Origin of the sequence: Marivirga lumbricoides, assembly GCF_014636295.1 — a bacterium.
Lineage (GTDB): Bacteria > Bacteroidota > Bacteroidia > Cytophagales > Cyclobacteriaceae > Marivirga > Marivirga lumbricoides.
Window position 1 is genome coordinate 314,071 of the sequence record NZ_BMEC01000002.1, and the last position, 20,771, is coordinate 334,841.

General features: G+C 35.1%; 13 protein-coding genes. 2 read left to right on the top strand and 11 right to left on the bottom strand.

What is annotated here, in order from left to right; all coding sequences use genetic code 11:
* Positions 1-74 precede the first annotated feature (74 nt).
* Complete coding sequence (gene proC, locus IEV85_RS04055) at positions 75-869, top strand: pyrroline-5-carboxylate reductase (protein ID WP_188460519.1); 795 nt, start codon at positions 75-77, stop codon at positions 867-869.
* Between the two features lie 32 nt (positions 870-901).
* On the opposite strand, the gene IEV85_RS04060 is transcribed toward proC, so the two are convergent.
* From IEV85_RS04060 to IEV85_RS04110, 11 genes are all read right to left on the bottom strand, one after another.
* Complete coding sequence (locus tag IEV85_RS04060; RefSeq protein WP_188460520.1) at positions 902-3,259, bottom strand: hypothetical protein; 2,358 nt, start codon at positions 3,257-3,259, stop codon at positions 902-904.
* 16 nt (positions 3,260-3,275) lie between these two features.
* A complete protein-coding gene (locus IEV85_RS04065) occupies positions 3,276-4,412 on the bottom strand; it encodes a DUF4249 domain-containing protein (protein ID WP_188460521.1) in 1,137 nt (378 codons plus the stop codon).
* A 3-nt stretch (positions 4,413-4,415) separates the two neighbouring features.
* On the bottom strand, positions 4,416-7,034 hold the full coding sequence (locus tag IEV85_RS04070; protein ID WP_188460522.1) for a TonB-dependent receptor: 2,619 nt from the start codon (positions 7,032-7,034) through the stop codon (positions 4,416-4,418).
* A 122-nt stretch (positions 7,035-7,156) separates the two neighbouring features.
* Entirely contained in the window at positions 7,157-9,388 is a 2,232-nt protein-coding gene (locus IEV85_RS04075; RefSeq protein WP_188460523.1) for an MMPL family transporter, read from the bottom strand.
* Between the two features lie 93 nt (positions 9,389-9,481).
* Positions 9,482-10,933, bottom strand: coding sequence for an FAD-binding domain-containing protein (locus IEV85_RS04080; protein WP_188460524.1), 1,452 nt, complete (start codon positions 10,931-10,933; stop codon positions 9,482-9,484).
* Positions 10,934-11,091: 158 nt separating this feature from the next.
* Entirely contained in the window at positions 11,092-13,875 is a 2,784-nt protein-coding gene (acnA, locus tag IEV85_RS04085; RefSeq protein ID WP_188460525.1) for an aconitate hydratase AcnA, read from the bottom strand.
* Between the two features lie 336 nt (positions 13,876-14,211).
* Entirely contained in the window at positions 14,212-15,465 is a 1,254-nt protein-coding gene (locus IEV85_RS04090; RefSeq protein WP_188460526.1) for a hypothetical protein, read from the bottom strand.
* Between the two features lie 93 nt (positions 15,466-15,558).
* On the bottom strand, positions 15,559-16,179 hold the full coding sequence (locus IEV85_RS04095; RefSeq protein WP_188460527.1) for an SGNH/GDSL hydrolase family protein: 621 nt from the start codon (positions 16,177-16,179) through the stop codon (positions 15,559-15,561).
* Between the two features lie 712 nt (positions 16,180-16,891).
* Positions 16,892-17,251, bottom strand: a complete 360-nt coding sequence (locus IEV85_RS04100; protein ID WP_188460528.1) for a diacylglycerol kinase — start codon at positions 17,249-17,251, stop codon at positions 16,892-16,894.
* A 212-nt stretch (positions 17,252-17,463) separates the two neighbouring features.
* On the bottom strand, positions 17,464-18,063 hold the full coding sequence (locus IEV85_RS04105) for a hypothetical protein (protein WP_188460529.1): 600 nt from the start codon (positions 18,061-18,063) through the stop codon (positions 17,464-17,466).
* A 5-nt stretch (positions 18,064-18,068) separates the two neighbouring features.
* Positions 18,069-18,875 carry a metallophosphoesterase family protein gene (locus IEV85_RS04110; protein ID WP_229712496.1) on the bottom strand — a complete coding sequence of 269 codons (807 nt, stop codon included), beginning with the start codon at positions 18,873-18,875 and terminating at the stop codon, positions 18,069-18,071.
* Positions 18,876-19,320: 445 nt separating this feature from the next.
* Here IEV85_RS04110 and IEV85_RS04115 point away from each other — a divergent pair, with 445 nt between their 5' ends.
* The gene (locus IEV85_RS04115; protein WP_188460530.1) at positions 19,321-20,763 is read left to right on the top strand and encodes an efflux transporter outer membrane subunit; all 1,443 of its coding nucleotides are present in this window, start codon (positions 19,321-19,323) and stop codon (positions 20,761-20,763) included.
* Positions 20,764-20,771 lie beyond the last annotated feature (8 nt).

Genomic DNA, 20,771 nt, shown 5'->3' on the forward strand with positions numbered 1-20,771 from the left:
GTTTTCACCTACTTTCCATACTTTAAGGAGATAATTGCTTAATTTCCCTGTATCTATTTTAAATTAAAAAAAGCATGCAGCACTCCATAGCAATAATAGGATGTGGCAATTTGGGCCTATCAATAGCCAATGGGCTTATCAAAACTCCGGGATTTGATGTTTCTTCTCTCACATTAACAAAGAGAAAAACTGAGAGTCTATCCCCTCTAAAGAAACTTGGTGTTGCCATATCTTCTGATAATTTAGCCGCAGCTGAAAGTGCAGATATAATTATTCTGGCTGTAAAGCCATTCAATCTTACTGAGGTACTAGAAGAAATTAAGCCTGCAATAGGAGGTAAAAAGCAAACAATAGTCTCAGTAGCTACAGGGGTTAAAATTCAGCAAATTTCCGGAATTTTAGGAGACGATATTCCTATTTTCAGGGCCATGCCTAATATTGCTGCTGACATTAATGAATCTGTAACCTGCATCTGCGGAATTAATGCTTCTGAAGCAACTGAAGCAGCTGTAAAGGAAATTTTTAATAGTATAGGGTTATCTATTACTATCAATGAAGATTTAATGGAGGCTGCTACAGTACTGGGAGCATGTGGCATTGCTTATGTGTTGAGGTTCATGAGAGCCATGATACAAGGAGGAATACAAATTGGATTTGATGCTAAAACTGCCAGCGACATTGTGAATCAGACAGTGAAAGGAGCCGCTGAAATGATGATTCAACAGCCTATTCATCCTGAAGCAGCAATTGACAAGGTAACTACACCTAAAGGCTGCACCATTGTAGGCTTAAATGAAATGGAACACCATGGGTTCAGCGCTGCAATGGTGAAAGGAGTTATTGCTTCTTTTGAGAAGATCACATTGTAAGATAATGATGCCAAAAACAATTTACATTTTTTCTACTTTACTGATATAATTTTTTTAAAATAAATTGGATTACCTAGATTGTTCATTCCTTGAACTTCAACTAAGAAGTCCCCAATGTCATCCGATGTACTAAATTTTAGAGTTTCTACTTTGCCAGGCTCGATAATAACTTCAGGGTTCCAATACAATATAGATCGGAAATCTGGCAACTTATCAGAAGTGCTTCTATCAGGTAATAATGAGACATCTTTAATTTGATCTTTTAATGAAAAACCACTAATGTTAGTGTAGCTATGGTTAGTTGTATTTCTCATATAATAGTCTTTATTATCAGTTTCAATTTCTAATATACCATCGAAAAATTTACCATTAATGAAAACTTTTTTATTTATTAACTTAACAAATGAAAGATCTTCAGGTTCAATTAAAAATATTTGTTCCTGATTGTAAACTGGAAGTCCATCAATTAAAACTAATGGATTATCTCCTATTGGTGCTAATAATCCTTTTTTATCATCCAACAATCTAATGAGTAATCTTTTACTCTTGTTTGATTTATTGACCTTTATAACAGCTCCTGGAATCAACTCTCGGACAACTTCCTCAAAATTTTTTAATACTACGTACTCTCTCATATCTCTTGAGAAGTCATAATTCTTAAATAAACCATTGGAGAAGGAATTTAGAGATTGCAGATTTTTTCTAACTTGATCTGGATAATAGACCCTTTTAATAATCTGATTTTCTTTCTGAAATTCTATTAAACTATTAGCATAACGCTGAGGTGGCAGATAACTTCTTGTATCAGAAACAACATAAGTAGAGTCTGCAATAGACTTATCTAAGATATACATAATATTAGTTTGCTTCTCATCTACATTAGCCAATTTAAGTATAATATCAGCTGTACCGTTAAATTCCTTAATTTCTATTTTAAATTCTCCTTTGGCATTAATTGGCGAAATATAAAATTGTTGCGCAGAACCCAAAACTGTGCAGTAAATTGTGGAGTCAATTACCAATTCATTAGTACGGCTGTCATATACCTTACCAGACACTATAATACTGTTCAAGTTATCTGCATCCTGAAACTTCATCTTAGTATTTCCTCGAAAAAATTCATCTACATTAAACGTCTCTATTTTTTTTGTTAAAAGAAAATTATCCAGAAAATCGATATTTTTAACATGCGTATAAAAATCTAAACTTAATGGAATGAAATTAATTTCTGAAAATAAGTTTAGATCATAATCAATTCTGCTAATACTATTTTCTTCAAAATAGTTTAAGTTTTTTACTGAAACTGAAGCAAATAATTTAGAATTATCATTGTTATTATTATTTATACGAAGCGAAAACTCAATTTCTTCATTAGTATTAAATGTATTGTCACTCATAATGACATCTAAATCCATTTTGCTTTCATCCTCCAAGTAGAAAATTCTTTCCGAAAGAATTTTTCTTTCGGAATCATAAATAACAATTTGATTTAACCCATTTGGTAAATCACCTTTAGGTAGCAAAAATTTCATTTTTCTCCCCGTCACTCTTTGTTCATTCGAGAAGATAACTCTTCCTTTGTTTTGAAGTAAAAAACCAACTTTATCTTGTTCAAAATTATACCCCAAATTCAAAAAAACTGAAATAGTATCTTTATCAAGGTCTGTAAGTTTTATAGTTAACATATCAGAAGATGATTTACCTAAATCAAAATACATCGTATCCTTTTCATTAATAAATAATGCAGTATAGGTAGAACTATCATTAGGAAATATCTTAAATTTACCATATCCATCTTTTATATCATCAACTATAGCTACGGTATTTTCAAATTCGTCAACAACTAAACCTCTCAGTCCATCAGAAAAATTTTGAAGCTCCACTGCTACCTGATTGAGATGATTACTTACCAGGTTTCCCCCTTCCGGAAAAAATTCCGCTGATAGTTTTCCCGAATCTTCTTTCTTTACATATTTATCGTTAATATTAATTATACCAATATTTTGAGATGGCATAGATCTATTAAAATTGACCATATCTTTAGTAAACATAAGGAATGTATAGCTACCTGATTTAAGTTGGGGAGGTATAGATATAAAACCACTTCCAGTTCCTCCTGTTAGTTTCACTTTTTCATCTAAGATAAGTTCATTATTTGAGTCGATAAGATTTAAATATAAAATCCCATTCTTACCCGAAGGAAGATTATCCCCATAGGACACAACATATACACTAAATAAGATTTTATCCCCTGAAATGTAATAAGGTTTATCTGTATTTAGATAAACTTTTTCATATCTCATTCCCCCATGAAGGTCTGACTGAAAACTCCGGCAAAAGTTCATGGTCACAAAACTGAGTAGCAAAAATAAAACTATTCTTAAATACATATCTTAACTATTTAGTTTAATAAGGCCAAAATGAAGGTTTTTGGACTGTCGCTCCGGGGTAGAGTCTACAATCGCAACAATAATCACGTGGTCTTCGCAGGTATTCTTCGGGTAGCTGAGCAATTCCAGGTTCATCTAAATTATGTCCGCAATTTTCATTATTTAGAGGATCCCTGACTTCTTTCTTCAAAAACTTACTATCTATAAAGAGTCTTTTAGAGGTACTTGAAGAGGTGCTAAAGAAACCAACAGCTCTATCTTCAGGGTTATTGACATTAGTAATATTTCCTACAATTTCTGTCGGAGGTGGATCAAACATACTGCCCCCAACATCTCTTTGTGCCTTAAGTTGTTCTAAAAAATGAAAGAAACTGGAGGTCAACGAGTATCTTGTTATCAACATACTATAACCTATTGAATATTGTCTTGAGGGGACCACTGTCAAAACTTTTATAACAGACTCTGAATTAATAGGTAAATCTTCGGTACTAACAATATTTAAGGGCAAATTAACAGTTTCATTCCTGTAACAAATCAAATCTTGCGTTTTAATAGCTGATCTATCTCCACCCTTAAAGCATGCTGAACTTCCCTGAAATACAGACTCAAAAGCGAAAGTTCCACTATAATCGTATCTATAATAAAGCGGATCTCTCCGGATATCATTTTTTGTATAAAAGTTTATAACTTCACTGGCAACTATACTATTTCCACTTAAAAATGTCTCCTCTTCTGATTTAAACCAAAGAGAATCAAGTTCATCAGGTACTATCAACTCCTGAAAATCAGATTCATACTTTTGTCCATTGTTTAATTCTACTTTTAGTTGATAAAAATTCCCAAGTTTAGTTAAAAAGTCAGATGGACTTGTTGCGTATCTTCCAGAAGATATTTCTTCAAGTTGATAACAGTTGCTATCATTATCAATTATATAAACTAAAGCACCACTCTCCCTTTCGTAACCTGAATTACCCTTAACCGAAGATGTTCTGCTAAGGGTAATGATGTTAACACTATTATTATTTGATATTAATCCTTCAACAACAAGTTGAGACCGAGAATCATTATTAGTTAATTTCGGATCGAATGGATCAATACAAGATGAACATAAGACAATAATAAATATGAGATAGTAAATAGATTGATACTTCATTATTTAAAATTTAAAATCATAAGATAGGGCAGGAATTATCTGTCCAACGATAGAAAGTTTAAAAGCATCAATTTCTCTTAGGGAATCAGACGATCTAAAAAATACAGAATAAGCATTTCTTCTACTGTATACATTGTAGAAAGTGAGTACCCAATTAGCTTTAACAGTTTTATTTCTTTTCAAGGTAGTACCGAGGTGAAAAGATAAATCCAGTCTGTGATAGTCAGGTATTCTATCACCATTCCTATTGGTGTAGTTAGCTACTTTAACTCCAAATACATCATAAACAGATTCAGGATAAGTAATAGGCCTTCCTGTATTATACAGGAAATTTGCGGAAATATCAAATCTTCTGGAAACCTTAAGATTTCCGAATAACGATAAATTGTGAGGTTGATCAAAATTTGTTGGAAATGCATTACCTTCATTAATCCTCTCTAATAAATTCTCACTATTAACAGTTATAAGGGATCTTGAATAAGTATAACTCACCCAACCAGTTAATTTGCCTCTTAATTTCTTAATATACATTTCCATCCCGTAGGCTTCACCTTCGCCCTGTAATAATTCATCTTCAATTTTATGGTTACCTAACAGCTGAGCTCCATTCTTATAGTCAATTAAATCGTATATATTTTTATAAAAAACTTCCACAGATCCTTCTATATTATTCGCAAAAAAGTTCCGGAAATAACCTAATGTATATTGATCGGAAATTGTAGGTTTGATATTAAAATCACTCAACTTCCATATATCCACAGGAGTTACTGAAGCCGTATTAGAAATTAAATGGATAAACTGTTGCATCCTGTTATAGCCAAATTTAATAGAGCTTTTATTATTTACTTTATAATTGAAAGAAAATCTGGGTTCCAACCCACCATAACTATAATTACCACTCCCTAATTTACCTCTCATAAAGTATGTATATCTTAATCCACCGTACATAGATATATTATTATTTATTTTCCATTCATCACTTACATAGAGGGCTGATTCAATAGCTGATTCGCTGGCAATATTTGAACTCTCTGAGCGCAATTCATAATTTGCACTCAATTCTCCTGGATTTAATTGATAAAATACTCCGTTAACTCCAAATTTAATCCTGTGAGCCTCATTATTATCAATGTTAAAAAACCAATTAATCTTAGAATTTTCAATTTTCGAGTTGAGTAAAGTTTCCAAATCTTCACTTAATGTTTCTACTAATGAATAGCGATACCTACTATAATTATAACTAAAATCAGAACTAAATTGTGGATTATAATTATGCCTCCACTTAGTAGTAAGGCTTTCATTTATATAATTATATTCTACCTCGTTCCTAATGGAAAATTGATCATTACTACCATACGCGGTTAATTCAAACTGATTCTTATCATTAATCAAATGATGATATTTAAAATTTACATCTCCAAAAGAGGAGCTACTTTGCTTCAAATCTTTGTTTTTTACGGATTTTATAATATAATTTGGGTAAGCTGCTCTAACACCAAAAACAACTGAACTCTTTTCTCGAATTATTGGAGTAGTAATATTCAGTCTAGATGAAATAACACCAATCCCTCCTGATGCCTCGAATTCATCTTTGTTACCATTCTTCATGCTAATATCTAATACTGAGGCTATTCTTCCACCAAATCTGGCAGGAATAGTACCTTTATATAATTGAACATCTTCAACACCATCTGGATTAAAAGCAGTAAAAAAACCAAAGAGGTGGGAGGAATTAAATATTGTTCCATCATCAAGTAAAACTAAATTTGCTCCAACTCCACTTCCTCTAACATTGAAGCCGGCTGAAGCCTCGCCTGTTAAATTTACTCCCGGTAGAGAAGTAATACTTTTGATAATATCAGCTTCCCCAAGAAAAGCAGGCATTTTTTCAATTTCATCAATAGTTATTCTATCTGAACCTGTAATCGTTTCAGATACATTTTCATCCAGCGCTTTAGCTGTTACTACTACTTCGTTTAATTGAACCAAGTCACTGTATAGACTCATATTTAACTTACTCGAGGAGTTAAGAATAATGGAAACTTCAAAAGCTTCAACATTTACAGACTCATATCTCAATGTGTGGTAACCAATAGGTAAATTTATATCATACTCACCTTTCTCATTTGTTACAGTTGCTAATTTAGCCTCAATAGCTGATACTTTTACTCCGGGGATAACGCTTCCATCTTCTCCGGATTTTACTAATCCGGATACTCTAGCAGTACTGTCTCTAAAGTTAGGCTCACCTAATGAAATTATCTGCAAATCTCTACCTTTATCTTTTGAATCAACATTCACTAAAACAGGACTGTTTTTTAAAAAAATAATATAATTAGGTTCTTTAAAAATAAAACTTAATTGGTACCTATTGAAAGCATCATTGAGTACTTTGTTTAATGGTTCTTGAAAGACATTAACTGTGATAAAAATATCTTCTAACCATTCTGATTTATAACGAAACCTCACATCATACAACTGCTCAATTTCTTTTATAAATGAGGGAGCTGATATGTTCGATCTATTAATTGTTACTAATAGATGTTCATTTACTTGAGCTGAAATTGTATTAAATGATAAAATAAAACTAAATATTAAAACAAGTTGACGAAATAGTTTCAAGGCATTAAATGTTTAAATCACAATATAGGGCTCAACTTACATAAATCAAAATTTATACTATACACAAGTAAACTTCATTTACTGCTTCTTTTGAGAAGATTAGTAAATGAAAAATAATGTAGTTACTCCTCGCCACTTAGCAACAATGGCAGTAAAAAAAGATCAGTGATCAGAGCGCTAAGCATTGCTAAAGAAAGGAATAGCCCTAAATAGAAGGTAGTAGCAAAGGAAGAGAAGGTAAAAAGTATAAAGCCCCCAATTATTAAAACTGAAGTAATTACTATTGATAAGCCCGCTGAACGGAAAGTTTTTATCAATCTCCATGAGTGACTAGTCGCTTTTGCTTTTTTGTATGCCCCTAAAAAGTGGATGGTATCATCAACTGCAATACCAAAAGCAACAGCAAAAATAATGGCTGTAGTTAACTTTAAAGGCGCACCTATAAATCCCATAACACCAGCTGTTATTAATAGCGGAATAAAATTAGGAACTAAGCTGATTAGTAACATTTTAAGTGATTTAAAATAGAATGCTAAAACGATAGAAATCAATGCTGTAGCTAGTAATAATCCTTTAATTAAACTCCATGAAATCATTTCATTGCTTTCATCTATCAAATAGGTAGTGCCTGTAATCCTGTATTGTATTATACTTGAATCTACGTGAGTGTTGATGAAACTTTGCAGATCACTATTTTTTTGCCTGGTAGCGTAAGATCCCCATTCAGGAATAAACCCAGCAAAGCGAGCATATTTGCCCGAAGAATCCGCAATGGTGGCACTATTCATTCTTGATTTAATCCGCTGGATATTTTTAAGGCTACTTTCAAAGGCCTCCTCAGGAGGAAATCTATAAAAAGAAGCTCCTCCTCCCCTCTCTATTTGATAACCATACTTTAGCAAATCAACTGGTGAAAATAACCGCTGCATTCCAAATTCAGATCGCAAGTAACTATCAATTATATCTGCCTCCTTTAAAAAATGGTAATCCCAGACTGATAAGTTACTATCTGCAGGCCAAATGGCCATTTCCCATGGTTTTGAGCCTCCAAATTCCTGATCTACCAGCTCGAAGTCATACTTTATTTCCGAGTCTTCAGGTAAATCTTTTAGAAGATAAGCATCTGTTTTAAGCTGAAAAATTCCAATCAGTGCTCCAATCACTATCACACTAGACAATACAGTAATTGAAAATCTATTCCTCATAATCCCAACAGTGAACTGTCTGTAAGGTATATTTAGTGGCTTAACCTTGTATTTTGGAGGTAACAGAAGGGGACCCAAAATAAAGTTGGTGATAAAAGCAATTAAAACACCTAAACCTGCAAATATTCCTAATTCCTTAACAGGTGCCGATGGAATAGAAATTAGGCTAAAAAAACCAATAGCTGTTGTAACGGAAGTTAATAGCGTAGGAGTAAAAATCTTCAGTACTGCGCCTTTCAGTTTATCTACATATAAAAATGATTCATTTTGTCTGTATGCATTCAGTAGGTGAATACCATCCGAAGTAGCCACAAACAGTATGATGGGAGGAATAAGCACACTCAAAATACTTAATTCCACACCGATAGAAGCCATTATCCCCAGCAGATAGATTAATGTACTTAGGCTAATTAAATAAGGCAGCAGCATATTTCTAACCGACCGGTATATTAACAAGAGCAAAACTGCAGTAACTAATAAAGCAAGAGATAAAAACATAGAAAAATCATGCTTTATGTAATTGATAAACTCCGTTTGCGCTGTAAGCTTACCCACTATTCTATAGTTAGGAAAATCAGCTTCTAATAAGCTGGATTCTAATTCTGACAGCAGTAATTGTTCACCTTTTGGCTTTTGGAAATGCTTATGCTTGAGTTGTACCAGCAGAGCTTCTGCGTCATCAGCAAAAAGAGTTCTATAAAGAGGGTGAGTATAAATCCTTATGCTATCAGATGCCAGCCGATCAGGATTTTTAGTATGCAAAAGAGGAATACCACTTAAACCTACAGGGGATTTTATTAAGTGTGGTATTTCAGTTGGGGAAAGAAGCGACTCCACTCCTTCCAATTCAGAAGCTTTTCTGCTCAACCTTTTTACTTGTTGAAGAAAGGTAGTATCAAAAACAGTGTTCTCTGCTTCAAGTATGATTATAAGATAATCGTTGTCGTAGTCAAAAGTTTTGAGGTGCTGCTCATAGAATTGCCTGTCTTCATTATCTTCACCAAACAGCCTCTCGAATTCAAAATTAATTGAGAGATGATTGAGTTGGTATATTGAAACAGCAGTACTAATTAACCATAGGCAGGCCACTATCCACCTGAAGGAAGAGTTTTGATAGTTGTGGTAAAATTTTGATAGTATTTTTTTCAATGACTACTAATGAATTTAAAGATAGTGTTTTAAAAACGGACTCTTTTAAGAGTTTAGATTTAAGAAAAATTAAAATTAGTCATATTTTAGAAATCATACCATTCGGTTGGCTACTGTATGTTTCTCCAGAATTCTTTTAGCCTCCCTCTTTACGAGTGGGTCATCCTTCATTTCCCAAATTATTTTTCTTGCCTTTTTTCCTGCCAAATCAAAATCTATAATAGGTTTGGGGTAGTGCTGACCTAACTCAAATTTTAAATCTTTTTGTTCTAAATATGTCAGTTCCCAGGGCTTATGTGTGAAGGCCGTTGGTAAATTCTGTAATTCCGGCACCCACTTTTTAATAAATAAGCCTTCCGGATCATGATCTAAGGATTGTTTCAAGGGATTATATATTCTGATAGTGTTGATTCCGGTAACTCCTGCCTGCATTTGAAATTGCGGATAATGAATTCCCGGTTCATAATCTAAAAATTGCCTACCTAAATGGAGTGCCCCCTCCTTCCATGGCTGCCAGAGGTGAAATGTTAAAAAGGAGACCAGCATTGCCCGCATTCTGAAGTTGAGATAGCCGGTTTCATTTACACACCTCATACAAGCATCCACCAGAGGAAAGCCTGTACTTCCGGTTTTCCAGGCAGTAAAAAATGCTTCATTTTGCTCTAGCCTTATGGAATTATAGCCTCTGTTAATATTTTCAAATTCATACCGAGGCTCCATTTCAAATTTCTGAATAAAATGACAATGCCATCTGAGCCTTGAGCCAAAATTATTTAAGGCACTTTTTGAGCCATGCTCCTTTGCCACAAGCATTGACTGGAAAACCTGACGCATACTGATATTACCATAGGCAATGTAAGGAGAAAGCCGGCTACAGGATATTCTGGCTTCAGTAGGTTTGCTAATATTTTTATTGTAGTAAAAGTGTCTTGTTTCCAGAAATGATCGAAGATATTTATTAGCTAAATGCTCCCCTCCTTTTTGAATATTTACTACCTCAGTTTTTAAACTATAGTGGAACTCCTCGGGTAAATCATTTAACTCGAGAGTTGATATCTTATCCCAATGAATTTTTTCAATGGGTTGAGACATTAAGCTATGCCATTCCTCAGGCCAACCTTTTCTGTTGACTCTTCCTCTTTGTACTCCAAACTGCTGGTATTCTTTCCACGCAATTCCTTTTCTTCTGCAAAATGCGCTTACAGCTTTATCTCTGTCATAAGTTAATGCAATTCCGGTTTCTTCATAAGAAAGCAGAAATTTCACCTCGTATATTTCAGAAATCCACTCCAAAAAATCCACCACTTCAGCATGTAGTTGAAGAATAGATTTATTAAAATCTTTCAGAGAACTTACCATTGCGTTGAGAGATTCAGAAACAAATTGCCAATGTCTCACGCTATAGTCTTCCGCACTCATCAATGAAGGTTCCCAACAATAAAAAATAATAGTGGGCAAACCTGTTTTGGAGGCTTCTGAAAATGGTTTATGATCAGAAATCCGTAAATCCCTTTTGAGCCAAACAAGTTGAACAGGTTTTTTCAAGCGAATAATATTAGTATTTTATACCTAAGGAAATTTTATAATAGCAGGCTTCCACTAGTTATTACAATGAGTTATTAATCCATCTGATTAAAGATCGTTTAATAAAAAAGCCTGTCTACACTCGTAGAACAGGCTTAATTTATCTGGATTGGAAATATTTAATCCTTAAGGAAATTTCTTAATACATATTGAAGAATGCCTTCATGTTGATAATAAGAAATCTCTACTTTAGAATCTAATCTGGCAATTACATTAAATGTAATTTCTTTACCTTCCTGGTTTTTAGCTACCACAGAAAGCTCTTTTAACACATCTAGCCCTTCCGCTATACCTTTAATTGTAAACTGTTCTGTTCCTTTTAAACCAAGCTTTTCCGCATTTTCACCCTCTTTAAATTGTAAGGGTAATACACCCATTCCAATCAGGTTACTACGGTGAATTCTTTCATAACTTTCAGCAATCACTGCTTTAACACCAAGTAAAAATGTTCCTTTAGCGGCCCAATCTCTTGAAGATCCGCTACCGTATTCTTTACCAGCCAGTACAATACTTGGAGTGCCTGCTTCTTTATATTTTGTTGCCGCATCAAAAACCGTCATTTCCTCACCTGAAGGAATATGTGTGGTATAACCACCTTCTTTATTAGCAAGCTTATTTTTAATCCTTACATTGGCAAAAGTTCCCCGAACCATTACTTCATCATTTCCCCTTCTTGATCCGTATGAATTAAATTGGTCTTCACTTACACCTTTTTCCTTTAAGTATTTACCTGCGGCAGAATCTCCTTTAAAAGAACCTGCAGGGGAAATATGGTCAGTAGTGATTGAGTCTCCCAACATCAATAATACGTTGGCGTCTTTTATATCTTTTAATTCCGGAGCTTCTTCAGAAATATTTTTAAAGAAAGGAGCTTCTTTGATGTAGGTAGAATTTTCTTCCCATTCATAATCATCAGTATCAGGGGCTTTCATTTCTCTCCACTGCTCATTTCCATCAAAAATTTCCCCATAGTTCTTTTTATAATCATTAGGGGTGAGCACCTTATTCATCACTTCAAATATTTCATCATTGCTTGGCCACACATCTTTCATGTATACAGGCTCATCATTACTATCATAACCAATGGGCTCATTGTTCAGGTCAATATCTACACGGCCAGCCAGCGCATACACTACTACCAACATAGGCGACATCAGAAAATTCATTTTCACCTGAGGATGCACCCTCGCTTCAAAATTCCTGTTTCCTGAAAGCACTGAAGCCATTACAAGATTACTTTCATCAATTGCTTTTGCTATAGGAGGCGGTAAAGGACCGGAATTCCCGATACAGGAAGTACAACCAAAGCCAACTACATGAAATCTTAATGCTTCTAAATCTTCCAGAAGGTCTGCCGATTTCAGATAATCAGTTACTACTTTTGAGCCAGGAGCCAAACTTGTTTTCACCCATGGTGGCACATCAATTCCTCTTTCTCTTGCTTTTTTAGCTACCAGACCGGCACCTATCATTACACTAGGGTTAGATGTATTCGTACAGCTTGTTATGGCAGCAATAGCAATAGAGCCATCACTTACAGTGTATTCCCCCTGTCGGGTTTTAATATGAACAGTTTGCAAGCCTTCTAAATCCTCCTTTTTCTCTTCTACCACTACATCTCCATCTTCCTTCACTTTTTCCCTTCTCGGGTCAGGCTGGGTGCCACCTTCAGCATACCATCTGTTAATTTCCCTGTCCTGAGAGGCGAGGTATTTTCTACCATACCCTTCATTAAGTAACTCCTTAAATTTCTCATCAAAGTCCTTTACAAAAATTTTATCCTGAGGACGCTTAGGACCAGAAACAGTAGGCTCTATATCACTCAGGTTTAATTCAAGCACATGCGAATAGGTGATTTTATCCTCATTTTCTCTCCAAAGCATATTGGCTTTTGTGTATTTCTCAACGAGTTCGATTTGCTCAGGCTCTCTGTTGGTTTTCTTCATGTAGCTCAATGTTTGGTCATCTATTGGGAAGTAAGTGACTGTACAACCAAACTCCGGAGACATATTTGAAATAGTGGCTCTATCCGGAACGGATAAAGTATCAAGCCCGGGACCAAAAACTTCTACAAACTTTCCTACCACACCATGCCCTCTTAACAAGTGAGTTATATTGAGCACTAAATCAGTTGCTGTTGTGCCTAAAGGCAATTTGCCAGTAAGTTTTAAACCAATCACCTGTGGCATTATAAAATTAATAGGCTGACCTAAAATAGCTGCTTCTGCCTCAATTCCTCCAACTCCCCAGCCAACTACACCAATACCATTTACCATTGGCGTGTGAGAATCAGTACCTACAAGTGTATCAGGAAATACATAGCCATCTCTCTCAATCACCCCTTTTGCTAAATACTCAAGATTTACCTGATGGCAAATGCCCATTCCGGGAGGTACAACAGAGAAATTATTAAATGATTTCTGGGCCCATTTTAGAAATTGATAGCGTTCACCATTTCTTTCATATTCAACATCCACATTTTTTTTGTAGGCATAATTGGTGCCGAAATAGTCTACCTGTACCGAATGGTCAATGACTAGATCAACAGGAATTAATGGGTTAATTTTTTTAGGATCTTTTCCTTTTCTTACTGCTTCCGCTCTCAATGAAGCAATATCTACAACTGCTGGCACCCCTGTAAAATCCTGCATTAACACTCTGGCTGGTTTGTAAGGGATATCTTTTTCAGAAGGTTCTGGCTTCCAATTAAGTAACGTTTCAATATTTTCCTCTGTAATAGCGAAATCGTCAAAATTCCTCAATGCGTTCTCCAACAGAATCCGGACTGAAAAGGGAAGTTTGGAGATTTCTTTGCCTTTTTCTTCTAAAGCCTGCAAGCTGTAATACTTAAGGTTGCCTTTGGAAGATTTCAGTTCTTTTACAATTTTGTATGGGTCTAGCATCTGATTTTTATTTAATTAAATCTATTTATTTTCAAGACTTCAAAATTTTATAAGATGATAAAATATGAAGCACAGTAATTTATACTGAAATTGAGGATATTATGTTTTATATTCTTAATAAGAAGGATAATGTAAATTAGATTAATGATTATTTTTATAGTAGAAGAACAATTTTAAAGCATCTCAACAAGCACTATCGAATATTATATTGAAAAAAAAGCCGTAACAGAATTTTACTTCTGTTACGGTTTTTTTTGTTAGGTTGAAAACTGCAGGTATTAGAAGGCTTGCGGTTTTTTATTACCGAGAAAAATAATTTCCAATATGAGTTCTATCTCAAAAACCTAAAATATCCTGTAGCTTCAAATACAATATCACCGGCTGTATTTTATCAGAATTACTAATCTTTCCATTTTTATTTATGCCCCAAAAACTATTAGCCACATAATACAAATGCTGATTGGCAATAAAACCTAAAGTTGGTTCGCCCATTGCAGGGTGATTCTTCTCCAAATACCTGAAAGAAATAATCTTTTTCGAATCTCTATCCCACTGAAGATAAGTAACACGATGAGGATTTACTCCATTTTGAATCGCTATGAGTCCATCTTTATATGTATACAAGCCATCAATCCCTTTCAATGAAAGATCCTGAGTAGGCTGAATAGCTGTTAATTTTTTATTTTTTGAATTAAAATGGAATAAGCCCTGACTGTAGTCCGCCAGCAAGAAATCATCTCCCCTGTGGGCTATCCCCTGTAATGAAATAATTTCATCAGCGTAAAACCATTCTACCAATTCTCTTTCATTCAATAAATAGATTTTATTAGCCTTGCTATCAGAAACAAGAACCTCATTGTTTTCAGTTATTAGCAAATCACCAAAAATATGAGGTGCACCGTCAGAAACACTGAAACTATCAAGCAAAACCCCTCTTTCTAAATCTGCTTTATAAAGTATCGAGGTGTCCAACTCTGGATCTCCGGCAGGAATTCCGGCTTCAGGAAAACCGGCTGCTGTAAACCAAAGTATTTTGTCCTGCATTTCCATTCCTGTAATTGCAAGGGGAAAATCCTTCTGGAATAATTTCCTTAACTGATTATTTTCAACCCAGAAAATATTTCTTTTATTGATGCTGCTTACCAGGTATCTGTTCTTCGCAGTATCAAAAGCTACATCTTCAATATGTAACTGAGTATCAGGAATCACTAAAGCAGTGTCAGGCTGAATGATCGCTTTATTCATAAACTGCTGATAGGCTTTTACACTTTTATAGCCTTCTGACTGCCTGATGGCATTAAAATCTTCTCTGTCAATATCATAATTTTCAGCATCTATTGTAATAAGTTTTCTCAGCCAATAATTAGCAGAATCCACTTCATCATTTAAAGCATACGCCATTGAGAGGTAGTATATTAAAGTCTGATGCTGTGGCCTAAGCTGATACGCATTTCGTGCCTCTGAGAGCATCAATTTGTAATCTTCTGTTTCATAAGCTTTTGCAGCTGCTTTAAAATGATCCTGATAAGTTTGGGCTTGTAACCGAGCCAGATGAAGAAGAAAAAAGAAGATAATAGTACCTAAGCGCATATAAAATAAATATTTAGTAAAAGTATAAAAATTGTAAGGGTGATTATCCTTGCAAAGACAGGATATCAGCCAATGTAAAGAAAAGCATTTTTACTATTCCAATTTTATAGTTTTGACAATAATCTCCGCTATAGATTGGCTTCCCTTCAGAGAGGGATGAAATCCATCAGACCCTAAAAAGGAAAAATCCTTTGTTGCCTCAAAATGGGCTTTCCATTCTTTTCCTACAGGACATAAAATGGCATTGGCTTTTGCGGCAGCTTTAGTGTAATTGTTAATTACCCCTTCAAATGTATGGTAATTGCTTATAGAAGGCCAAACCATGAAAAAAACTAATTTCGCTTCTTTTTGCCTACATAATTTTGCTATTTTCTGGCCATAATCAAGTAGCATTTCCAGTCCATCTGCCTGGGAGGAAGGACCTTGCTGCACTATAATATAATTGTACCCTCCTGAAGCTATCATCTTTTGGAAAATGCCTTCATTCCAATGGTCTTCAAGCGAATAATTAGGCTTGGCCAATATATCCGCCTCTAATTTTATGTTTTTTGAGGCATACTCCTGCTGCAAAAGTTCCGGAAGATTATTGGTATAGCTGAGGCTGTTTCCAAGTAATAAAATTTTTACTGTGCTTACCGGCTGTACCTGGCCTGCTGCTTCCTCAAAAGCAAAAAGCAGGAAATATAAAAGGATACTAATTTTTAGAATTTTCATTTACGCATATTAAATAGAGCCTGTTAGGCAATTAAATGAGAATCAATGATATGTATCTGAAATGCAGCAACAAATGATTACCCATTCTGTAATCTAATTTTAGATTGCAAATAATAAAAATGAAATCGCAGAAAATTCAATTGAACCCCTTATTACCAAAAAAACAAAAACTTCAACACTGAGTTATTGATATCTAAGAGCTGTCAAACCGCGTAGAGCGGTGGCAGGACTGACCCTTCTGACTTTCATTCTTTTCGGAAAAAAAGTAAAGCACCCTGTTGAGTAAAAGATCTTAATGAACTAAAAAAACCATAATTATTAAGCTTTAGGGTAAAAAAAAGACCAAAAATCCACTTCAACCCAAGACAATGTTCCATTAGTGTTTTCTTTAACACTTCACCTGAAAAACCTGCATTTCTGTAAAAACAACACCTAATATTCTGGTAATATAAACTTCACAATTTCACCATCTATGAGAGATAAATAGTAAAAAGGAAGTCCACATCTTTGCATCAGTTTAGGTCACTATTAAAGCCCCTTTAAAGTAGAATCTTCTTCACTCTATTTCACTGGCAGGGGCTTTTTTTTATGTCTTGATTTTTCTCAACGCATTTTTTTTGCAGAAGCTTTAGCCTGTTTATTTAGAACAAGCATTCAAGTACATTGCTTATACCTACCCGGATGCAAGGAAGGTAGAGAGATTAGGGAAAAATTAAATAAAATAAGGGTAGTAAATAAATACAGCTATAATAATTGCAAAAGTTGCTGCAAACGCCACAGCTCCGGCAGAAACATCTTTTATAAAGCCAATCTTATTATGGAATTTAGGATGAATAAAATCGCAAAGCTTTTCAACAGCAGTGTTTAATCCTTCAATGGCTAAGACAAATCCAATAGCAAAAATCTGGGCAATCCATTCAAATCGGCTGATATTAAAGTAAATACCTGCCCCTGTTACTACTAAAGCAATCAGTGATTGTGTAATAATAGCATGTTCTGTGGAAAGTAAAATCAGCATTCCTTTTATGGCATATTTAAAACTTCTGATTCTACCGATGATGAACGTTTTCATTGACTAAAAAATGTAACAGGTAATTACTTTCTGCTGAATGATGATGAATTTTTCAAAGGCCGAAGATAGTAAAAAATAGAAGTTTATGCCTAGAAACCTATGTTGAATTAATTAGGATAATAACCTGGTATATTTATTCATCCCAGACTTAACATCAAATTCAGGCCAGAAGGAAGAGCACCTACAACACTCAAGGAAATATGGGGCCGGCTCTAAAATTCAATCTTGATGCCTGCTGCAATATTTATGACATCCAAAAGGGAAAGTGCTTCTAAATTTTGTATATAACTAGCTAATTTCAGATCGTAAGAGCCTACTTCATAAAAGAAATCTACTGACTTAATTATATCCATCTCCGGCAGATGAATACGTAATCTACTTCCTGCGAAAATGCCTAATCTTAAAGCAGTAGGCCAGCCATAATACCATCGGGGGTAGCGCTCAGGAGTAAAAACATAGAACTGATCACCAAAAGTATAGCTTGCATAAGCTCCTAAATACAAGGGCAATAAGTCATATTTATCTATTTTTAAATTGACCGTCCATGGTAAAAACTGGCTTTTAAGTGTGAGTGAAGTAAGATTATCGCCCCCAATACGCTCAGGTAAAAAGCCTAGCATTAGCTCCGTTTCCATTTTGCCATCAAACTGGGAATAACCTGCTCCGGCTGACAAAAAACCAATAGCCCCGGCATATTGTAGTTTGGCATAATCCGGAAGATACCATGATTTTTCTTTATCCTGCACCTCCTGAGCCAATGTACCTTGTCCAAGAATCAATAAAATTAGTGAAAATATAATCGTCCTTTTCATGGTTTTCAATAGCGGATTTGTTGAACATCTAAAGCATTGGCAGACACCCTAAATAAAGCATATCCTCTGTTGGTAACACTGGCAGTAATAAAATAGCGTACTCCTTTTTCTACAATATTGTTAAAGCTATGTTCGTGCCCATGCAACGAAGCTAAAACAGAAGGATTACCTGCTACTAACTGCGTATAATCTTCTTCCAATGAACTATCGAAATCACTGCTGAAGGGAGGAACATGGGATACTAAAAAGATTTTTTTGTCTGCCGGAGTTTCCTCCAGCTGACGTTCAATCCACTCTAAATCAGGCACCTTTCCTGCAAAATTGTACTCTCTGGAATTTGAATTAAAGAAAATAAAACGGTAATCGTCTATATCAAAAACAAAATCAAATTCACCATACATCTTCCTGTATATTATAGGTCCATTTGCCACCAAATCATGATTCCCTATTACTGCCAGATAAGGAACTTTCAGCTTCTTCATGGAATTATGAACCCATTTAAACTCAGCTGCTAATCCAAAATCAGCTATATCTCCTGCATGAATTACAAAATCTATGGGGTAAGCAAGCCCATTCACACTTTCAACAAATTCGTCTGTTTCATCATAGAAGCGTTGTGTATCTCCCATGAAAACAAAAGTAAGCGTATCTCTTTTTCCAGCTGACTGAATCTTTGTAATAGCCTTACTATTCAGATCCTTTTCCTCCTCATCTAACCTGATTTCATTAGGGTTAAATTCTACCAGATTACATCCGGAGAGAAAACACAGTGAAACAGAAATTATATAAATAACAGTAGTAAAATTCTTCATTCGCATTCGGTTTAGGAGAGCTAAAAAGTATATTCAGAAAGACAGTTTATTTTAAATTCTACAGAGAGAGCCATTTCAAATATTATCTATTTTAAAACAGCCTTAGCAGAACTGAAACCCAATGGTTACTATTAATAACTCACAAAAGCTATAACGTAATTCCAAAATTAGGTTCACCTTTTCTTCTGATTCTAATATTAATTATATGTTAACAAATATGATTTTTATTAACAATATGGTAACAATTAGCACGCTGTATTAATACAAAAGGGAGAGAAAGAGTCATTATTGAAATATAAAATTATCCGAAGAGGTTCTGTCTCCTTCGGAATCCAACCAAGGTAGATATTACGCAGCCCGTTCTGATAATAAATTGAAACATCATTGCTAAATCGCTGTTAATAAATAAGGTAGACTTTAAAATTCACTATCCTAAAAGGAAAAAATGAAAATTAAATCCCTCAGAAGCTTACTTTTTAATATCTCTCAGAGAAAATACTTTTTAAAAGGGTCTTTCAATTTCCTTTGCCTTACAATTGCTCTTTTTGTCTGGAGCTGTGCCACTAAAACAGTTCAAAGTGACTTACCTTTTGAAACTCCCGAAACTTTCTCTCATAGTGGAACGATGGAATTGCCTGAAAAATGGTGGTTAAGTTTTGAAGATTCTACACTCAATGAAATAGTCAGACAGGCATTGGATTCCAACCTGAATTTAATAACTGCTTTAAAAAGATATGAAGCTGCTCAAGCTGTTGTTGATAGGGAATCATCCAGTCTTTTTCCTCAGGTAAGTGGTTTTGTGCAAAGTGCTTTCAGTAGGCCGGAGCCGGATTTTGTGGGAGGTGAAAATGTACAGTTCGGTTTAAGGGCAAGCTATGAAGTGGATTTATGGGGAAGAATACGTGCGCAAATAGATGCTGAAGAATACCGTGCCACAGCTGCTTATAATGATATGAAAGCAGCGGCAATATCACTATCAGCTGAAATAACCACTATTTGGTACAGATTGGAAGCCGCCGCAGTTCAATTGCAGATTTTGCAGCAGCAGGCGGAAACAAATCAGAAAATTTTAAAACTGATCCGCGCGCGCTTTGGCAGTGGCCAAATCAGGGCTGTGGATATTTTAAGACAACAGCAATTGGTGGAATCAACATTACAACAGCAATATGCAGTAGAAACACTATTGGCCTTGCTCAAAAATCAGTTAGCTGTTCTGTTAGGGGAAACTCCTCAAAATATTCAAGAACCGGAATTAGACTCATTACCTAGTCTGCCCCCTTTGCCTCAAACTGGTATACCTGCAGAATTGATCACACGCAGACCGGATGTACAGGCATCTTTCAGTGCATTAAAAGCAGCAGACCGCGAGCTGGCAGCGGCCATCAGTAATCAATATCCCCGACTGACTTTAAATACTAACTTATCTTTTCGCTCCAATAATTTTCAAAACCTGTTTGATAACTATGCCTATTCCCTGGCGGGCAACCTGCTGGCTCCTATTTTTTACGGAGGGCAATTAAGTGCAGAAGTGGACAGAACCGAAGCAGTGAAAGACCAACGATTTTATGAGTACGGACAAACTGTTTTAGTGGCATTTCGGGAAGTAGAAGATGCACTGGTTCAGGAAAACAAGCAGAAAGAAATTATTGAAGCCTTAACGCAACAAGTGAAGCTGGCAGATAAGGTAAGCAGGCAATTAAGAGTAGAATATTTTAATGGGTTAAGTGATTACCTGGCGGTGCTAACTGCTCTTAATCAGGAACAGCAATTACGAAGGGATTTAATCACAGCAAGGCTAAACCTGCTGGAATTCAGAATTTCTTTGTATCGCGCACTGGCCGGAGGGTTTGAAATAAGAGGCGAAACTGAAGAAGAACCAGTCAATTAAAAGAGGGA